This is a genomic window from Oceanobacillus luteolus (assembly GCF_023715655.1).
Lineage (GTDB): Bacteria > Bacillota > Bacilli > Bacillales > Amphibacillaceae > Oceanobacillus > Oceanobacillus luteolus.
This window is the reverse complement of record NZ_JAMBON010000183.1, coordinates 1-255: the sequence shown is the minus strand read 5'-3', so window position 1 is coordinate 255 and position 255 is coordinate 1. Positions and strand designations below refer to the sequence as shown.

Below are 255 nucleotides of genomic sequence, written 5' to 3'. Positions count from 1 at the left end.
CCGATGATGGTTACTTTTTTCTCTCAAGACTTCGAAAAAATGCGTTTATACGAGTAGTTGGTGATGATTTTGAACTCCCTCATGATTCAACGGTACTGTCAGATCAAATGGTGTTAATTGGCACCTCACAAAATCGTGCGGAGAATTACTTTCGACTCGTAAAGGTTGAAGATACGAAAGGAAACGTACTTCACTTAGTTACAAACCGTTTTGATTTAAGCGCAGATGAAATTTCCGAGATGTACCAATCACGTT

General features: G+C 38.8%; 1 pseudogene. It reads left to right on the top strand.

Features of this window, described 5'->3' with window-relative positions:
- Positions 1–255: pseudogene (locus tag M3210_RS20290) on the top strand (IS4 family transposase); the annotation flags it as partial.